The sequence below is a fragment of the Sulfurimonas sp. genome (assembly GCF_032250635.1).
Classification (GTDB): Bacteria; Campylobacterota; Campylobacteria; order Campylobacterales; family Sulfurimonadaceae; genus Sulfurimonas.
This window is the reverse complement of record NZ_JAVVFL010000132.1, coordinates 1-6,401: the sequence shown is the minus strand read 5'-3', so window position 1 is coordinate 6,401 and position 6,401 is coordinate 1. Positions and strand designations below refer to the sequence as shown.

At 39.2% G+C, this 6,401-nt stretch carries 7 protein-coding genes and 1 pseudogene; all 8 read right to left on the bottom strand.

Translation table 11 applies throughout. The features are described 5' to 3' along the window. Positions 1 to 240, bottom strand: coding sequence for a DUF2065 domain-containing protein (locus RQ763_RS08465; RefSeq protein ID WP_314152356.1), 240 nt, complete (start codon positions 238 to 240; stop codon positions 1 to 3). A gap of 156 nt (positions 241 to 396) precedes the next feature. Beyond that, a pseudogene (locus RQ763_RS08460) lies at positions 397 to 969 on the bottom strand (3-dehydroquinate synthase family protein); the annotation flags it as partial. 59 nt (positions 970 to 1,028) lie between these two features. Next, the gene (locus tag RQ763_RS08455; protein ID WP_314152355.1) at positions 1,029 to 2,435 is read right to left on the bottom strand and encodes a COG3400 family protein; all 1,407 of its coding nucleotides are present in this window, start codon (positions 2,433 to 2,435) and stop codon (positions 1,029 to 1,031) included. A 50-nt stretch (positions 2,436 to 2,485) separates the two neighbouring features. Continuing rightward, complete coding sequence (locus tag RQ763_RS08450; protein ID WP_314152354.1) at positions 2,486 to 2,971, bottom strand: hypothetical protein; 486 nt, start codon at positions 2,969 to 2,971, stop codon at positions 2,486 to 2,488. Continuing rightward, on the bottom strand, positions 2,968 to 4,083 hold the full coding sequence (gene trmA / locus RQ763_RS08445; protein ID WP_314152353.1) for a tRNA (uridine(54)-C5)-methyltransferase TrmA: 1,116 nt from the start codon (positions 4,081 to 4,083) through the stop codon (positions 2,968 to 2,970). Before trmA ends, RQ763_RS08450 begins: the two co-directional genes overlap by 4 nt. An 18-nt stretch (positions 4,084 to 4,101) precedes the next feature. Next, positions 4,102 to 4,842 carry a flagellar type III secretion system pore protein FliP gene (gene fliP, locus RQ763_RS08440; protein ID WP_314152352.1) on the bottom strand — a complete coding sequence of 247 codons (741 nt, stop codon included), beginning with the start codon at positions 4,840 to 4,842 and terminating at the stop codon, positions 4,102 to 4,104. Then, on the bottom strand, positions 4,842 to 5,576 hold the full coding sequence (locus tag RQ763_RS08435) for a flagellar motor protein MotB (protein WP_409932375.1): 735 nt from the start codon (positions 5,574 to 5,576) through the stop codon (positions 4,842 to 4,844). The genes fliP and RQ763_RS08435 overlap by 1 nt, the downstream gene beginning before the upstream one ends. 47 nt (positions 5,577 to 5,623) lie before the next feature. After that, positions 5,624 to 6,388, bottom strand: coding sequence for a motility protein A (locus RQ763_RS08430; RefSeq protein ID WP_294929397.1), 765 nt, complete (start codon positions 6,386 to 6,388; stop codon positions 5,624 to 5,626). Between the last annotated feature and the right edge of the window lie 13 nt (positions 6,389 to 6,401).

The following is a 6,401-nucleotide window of genomic DNA, read 5'->3' as shown; positions in this document are numbered from 1 at the left end:
TTAATCAGCAAATTGGTGAATGATGGTCAGCATGATAACGCCGACCAACATACTAATAAATCCTGCAATACGTAATGTTCTATCATCTGCCTTGATGATTTTGCGCAACAGTTGTTTCCAGCGCTCGGGAGAGGCAAAAGGCATCAATCCCTCCAATACAAACAGCAGGGACAAGGCCGAAAGAAAATTAATGATCATCGTTCCATTCTCCATATTTGTATATTCTTCAAAATCAATCAAGCCAAAAAACGGTCATTATAATCAACTTGAGGCCGTTGCACCATTGTTTTTTGGCATCCCGTGTTTAAAATACTCAAAAAACGCGCCGCTTTGATCAAGAACCAATATATCCTGTTTATTTTTGAAACTGGATTCATAGGCCATCATGCTGCGGTAAAACTCAAAAAACTCTTTGTTGAATGTAACTGCCATCTTCACTATCTCTGCAACGCCCGCTGCAAACTCTCTTTTTGGAAGAGTAGTCAAAAAATATGGGTCGATATATACGGCTTTTGGCTGATGAAAAGCGCCTACAAGATTTTTGCCGTACTTGTTGTTCATGCCTGTTTTTCCGCCTACACTTGCGTCAACCTGCGAGAGAAGCGTTGTAGGAATCTGAATAAAGTCAATCCCTCTTTGGTAGATGCTTGCCGCAAATCCCGTCATATCGCCGATTACGCCTCCGCCAAAGGCAATAAGCATAGATTTACGGTTAAAACGATGTTCAAACAAAGAGTCCAAAATAGCATCGACACTCTCTTGGTTTTTATACTCTTCGCCATCCCTAAGTGTTACGACATGAAGCTCTTTAGCGCCAATGTTTGAGAGAAGATAATCGAGATGAAGAGCTGATACCGTCGGGTTTGTAACAACTGCCACTTTTGTATCGAAATCTATTTTGGGAAGCTTGCCGATAGTTATATCATAAGAGCTGTCTACAACTTTTTTAAGTTCTATATGTACTTGCATTATTTATCCAAAATTTAATTAGATGTATAATACTTAAATAAGGCTAAAAAACGGCTAAATCAAATCTGCACTGGTATAAATATCTGATGATTTGCATCGAGTTTGTGGTAGAGTCTTTCGCTGTCGGTTGAGAGAGTCGAGTAGATCTTTCTTTGTGTTAATTTTTTTGTAAAAGGAATAATCTGTATAAAATCATCTTTTTGTTTTAGTTTTTTTATTGGATTTTCACTCTCTTTTATAATTTTAATGCTCTTTGAGAAGATTGTCGCAAGGTTGTAGTAGTGCTCGATTACCTGCTCTTTTGCCTCTTGATGTTCGTTCATATAGTTATAGAGCTCAATGTTGAGACTCATCTGCTCGGAGACGTCAAATATAGTTGAGGAGATTTTCTCCAAATCACGATTGTCTCCAAGTATAATAGAAGCATCCTTTACGCTTGAGAGCTCTCTGTCTGCTATTTTAAAAACAGGCACCTGCGCCTCAAACAGGACTCCTCTCATCTCATAATCATCAAATATCTCGTTTGGAACAATCACTAAGCCAACATGGTACGCTTTTATATCGTTAAAAAAACTTTTTTTGATGTTTTGAGCATCATAGTTAATATCAATAATAATATTTTCTGCTCTATACTCTTTAATCATCCAAATAACATCAAAATCACTAGGATTTACAACTCTGATTATCAAAGTATGCCCAAGCTTATTATGCACAAAAATCGCTCTTTGTATAAAATCTTCTATCGTTTTAAGATTTAACAAATCCATATCCAGATAGAGGTAAAGGTTAGAGCCAAAAGGTTCGGGGAACTGTCCAAGTTCTCTCTTTATCGCCCTGTATACAGATTTTAAAACGGCAGGATCGCCTACTAAAAGCAGAAGGTCATTTGGCTGAATCATTCTTCGGCGGTTTGGCATAATTAGTTTTCTGTTTCTGTATATAGCGACAATGCGCCACTCTTTTTGCTCTATAACGCCGATGTGTTTGTAGATGAATGAACTTCCAAATGGAACAAGCACTTCCATTATCTCGCCCTCGCCTATTCCGACATTTTGGGCAATAACAGGAACATTAGGCAGGTAATCGATTAATCTTGAGGAGAGAATTTCATTTGAGTCAATTAAAACCACATTGGAGTCATCGTTTTCAAGCTTCCATTTGTTCAGAACAATAATGCGTAGCTGTTTTTTAATGCTTCTTATGTTTTTAATAGTGTGCTGGACATCCAATTTGCTGTCCATAATGACAAGAACCTGCACAAACTCCATCTTAAGCAGATTTGCAAGCTTATAAAGGCTTGTGGGGTCAAACTCGTAAAATTTAAAACGTGACGGATTTACATTTTGATATTTTCTTGCTTTTGTCTCTACTACATAGTAGATATTCTCGCTTGTGTGAGTCTCTATAATCCTGTTTATAAAGTGTTTAGATACTTCACCATCACCGATAATTAATATTTTTTTCATATACTGTCTTCTAACTTTTTTTGCAGCATTATATCATTATAATTTTACTGCTATCTTTTTATGGTTTGCGCTTGCTTGACCCACATCTCTCTTTGTGCTTTTTTCCACCTTCTCTTTACGAAATAACCGGAAATTTTAATCCACCCATCCATCATACTGTTGGAAGTAAAAGATGTGCCCTTCTCCCAGAGCTCAATCTTCTCTCCGTTGGCGGCGTCATAGATTACACTCTCTGTTGTTAGGCGAAAAGCGCTCGCTGTAAAAGTTATGATTTCATTTTTATCATGCGAGCTTTTTTTATGCTCTTCTTTCATCATCAGATCCGGGAAAGGGCTCTCTTCTTCACATCTGTTGCTATATATTAACAGATTGTTTTCGTTATTTTCTTTGGTTTTTAAAAGAAATTCTTGCTTTTTTACTATTTTTTCTAATCTGTTTATCTCTTGAGTCAATCTTTTATTTTCTATTTCCAGGTCTATATTTTTTGAATATAAAAATGGCAAAATTGTCAAAATTAGAACCAGTGCCCTCATCATAAACTACCTTTTTTTACCAATCTGACGCCCATTTCTGCATGGTGCGTATATGGAAATTGATCAAAAAGAGCCATCTCTGCAACAGAGTGAGTCTTGGATAGACTCTCCAAATCTCTTGCAAGTGTTTCAGGGTTGCAAGAGATATACAAGATAGTATCATATCTTGAAGCAAACTCACATGTTGCCTCATCCATCCCGCTTCTTGGCGGATCTACAAATATAGCTTTAATGTCGTATGATTTTATATCTATCTCTTTCATTCTGTTAAACTCTCTAACACCCTCAAGAGCCTGCACAAACTCTCCCACATCCATTCTTACAAATGCTATATTTTCTACACTGTTTAGGCTCATATTTGCCTTTGCAGCATTGATGGAGGATTTTGATATCTCAGTAGCTAAAACTTTTCTAAATTTGCCGGCGAAAGGTATCGTGAAGTTGCCTGCTCCGCAGTAAAGCTCAAGAAGATCACTCTCGCTCTTAGGCAAATTTTTCAATGCCCATGCAATCATCTGCTCGTTTACCTTTGCATTTGGCTGGGTAAAACTGTTTTCTATATAGTGAAACTTAAACTCTCTGTCTTCTACATTTAGAAGTTCTGTTACATAATCCTGACCGACTACGAGCTTTTGACCTCTGCTTCGACCTATTATGTAAATACCAAGTTCAGAGGCTATTTTTTGAGCAATCTCGCTCCAAGATTCATCCAGCTTTCTATGATAGAGCAGCGAAACAACAATCTCACCTGCACTCGAACTTAAAAAATCAGCACCAAAAAGCTTAAAACCTATCTCATATTTTTTTATAGCAGTTAAGAGTTTTGGCATCAAAGCGGCTATCGGCTCGCTCACCTGCGGACACTCATCAACAAAAACAATACCGCTTTTGTTGACATGATTCATCGCATAATAGAGTTCATCATCTTTATGCCAGATTTTAAACTCGCTTCTTGAGCGATAGTGACTCTGCGGGGATCTAAAAACAGATATTTCCCCCTCGTAGTAGGGTTTAAATCTATCTTTGTTCAACTCTACTTTTAACGAGAGTTGATGCTCGTACCCGCCTTCATAAACTATACATGCACCACATTCACCGAAATATTTACAATTCACATTTTCTACTTTTTATATCTATTTTATGGAGGCTATAAGATTTCCGATCAATAAGTTCCAGCCGTCTATCAAAATAAAGACAAGAATCTTAAAGGGGAGCGCTATCATAATAGGCGGCAACATCATCATACCCATAGACATAAGGATAGATGCGACAACCATATCTATGACCAAAAACGGCAAAAAGAGTAAGAAGCCTATCTCAAAGGCGGTCTTTAGCTCACTGATCACAAATGCCGGAATGATTACCGAGAGAGGAACATCTGCAACGGTTGTTGGATTTTCCATCTTTCTAATTCTAAAAAAGAGAGCCAAATCTTTCTCTCTTGTATTTCTAATCATAAAGTTTTTAAACGGAAGAGTAGTCTGATCAAACGCCTCTTCATACCCTATCTTCTCTTCTATATATGGCTTTATGCCGTTTTCGTAAGCTTTTACCCCTACAGGCTCCATCACAAAAAAAGTTAAAATCATCGCAAGCATAACCAAAAGTTGTGTCGGAGGAACCTGCTGCGTGCCCAGAGCCTGTCTTAAAAAACCAAAAACGATTACAAATCTCGTAAAAGTAGTCATGACAAGCACCATGCTAGGCGCCAAGAAGAGAAGCGTTAAGAGTACTAAAACATTTAATGAGCTTACTAGCTGCTGCGGCGAAGAGGGTGCAGAGAGTTCAAAGTTCATAGTCGGAATAGCGACGTTTTCAGCCCCGAAAACCGAGGTTGCTCCCAACCATAAAAAGAGTAAAAAAAGCTTAAACATTATTTGCTTGCTGCCTTATCTAAGACGCCTTGCTTGACTTTTTGTTTATCATCTGGGTCTGCACCGTAAAAATGAAGTTCGACTCTGCGGTTTTTCTCTCTGCCACTCTCGGTTACATTCGTTGCTTTTGGAGAAAACTCAGCAAATCCCGCTGCGCTTATACGCTTTGGGTCTACTCCGTTTAAGAGCAGCTCTTGCAAGACCGAAATAGCTCTGGCAGAAGAGAGTTCCCAGTTGTCTTTATAGGGGCTCTCTGTTCCCGGAGATTGATTGTCGGTATGCCCTTGCACACTTACTTTTGTCCGATTTGGAAGCTCTCCTACTATAAGAGCTATTCTTTTTAAGAAAAGCAGAGCATCCTCATTTTGAATCGTAGCACTGCCTGATTTAAAAAGAAGCGCAGCGGGAAGTTCTATTACAAAGCCGTCTTGCGCCTCTTCAAGAGAGACGGCAGGACCGTTCCCCTCTGCAGTCATCTCATTTACCTCTGTAAGTGCCTGCATAACTCTGTTAACTTGCTCAGATGTCTCATCTGCCGCTTCAATAGGTGTTGATTCTTGGATACGTCTTTTGGAAACTTCGGTTTTAATACCACCCTCTAAAACACTCATAGCTCCAGAGAGTGAGCCGATAGCTTCAGATATTTTTTTTGCATCCATACTTGACATGGAGAGAAGAAGAACGAAAAAGCATAAAAGCAGCGACATAAGGTCTCCAAAGGCTGCCAGCCACATTGGAAGACACTTTTCACATTCAGGACAATTGTTTTTTTTCCTAGCCATTAGTTATATTGACTCACACGTTCTTTTGGAGGCAGATAGCTCAGTAGTTTTGCTTCCAGTGCTCTTGGAGCGTCTCCTGATTGTATCGACATAATTCCCGTCAAAATCATCTCTTTAACAAGCGTCTCTTCGTCGTTTCTTATGCCCAATATGTTGGCAATAGGTGTTCCCAAAACGTTACCGATAATCGCACCGTACATGGTGGTCAAGAGTGCAACCGCCATAGATGGACCGATTGCAGAAGGGTCAGCCATATTTAAAAGCATGGCAACAAGACCGATAAGTGTTCCAACCATACCCATAGCCCCGGCAAGTCCTGCCCATTGACTAAAGATAGAACCGTTTACCTTATGACGCGTACTTGTCTGCTCCATCTCAATCTCTAAAAGCTCTCTTATATTGTCGGGTTCATTACCGTCAATAGCCATGGAGAGACCTTTTTTCAAAAACTCGTTCGGCTCATCATTAACCTCACTCTCCAGCGCCAAAATACCATCTTTTCTGGCTTTTGTAGCAAACTGTACAAGTTTTTTGATAAGCTCGACTCTATCCTCTTGAGGAGGTTTTATAGCCACCATAAAAATTTTCACAAATGATTTCATTTGAGACGGCTTAAACGACACCATCAAAGCGCCGATACTACCGCCGATAACGATAAGAACAGAAGGGATGTCGATGTAAGCGCCAACGCCTACCCCCATTGCCATAGCACCCATCAGAAGTGCGAAGACTAAAACAATACCTATGACCGTACCTAAATCCATTCAAATACCTTAT

Coding starts and splice junctions, on each gene's coding strand:
- RQ763_RS08430 (WP_294929397.1), bottom strand. CDS start 6,388: ATGGATTTAGGTACGGTCATAGGTATTGTTTTAGTCTTCGCACTTCTG.
- fliP (WP_314152352.1), bottom strand. CDS start 4,842: ATGTTTAAGCTTTTTTTACTCTTTTTATGGTTGGGAGCAACCTCGGTT.
- RQ763_RS08435 (WP_409932375.1), bottom strand. CDS start 5,576: ATGTGGCTGGCAGCCTTTGGAGACCTTATGTCGCTGCTTTTATGCTTT.
- RQ763_RS08450 (WP_314152354.1), bottom strand. CDS start 2,971: ATGATGAGGGCACTGGTTCTAATTTTGACAATTTTGCCATTTTTATAT.
- RQ763_RS08455 (WP_314152355.1), bottom strand. CDS start 2,435: ATGAAAAAAATATTAATTATCGGTGATGGTGAAGTATCTAAACACTTT.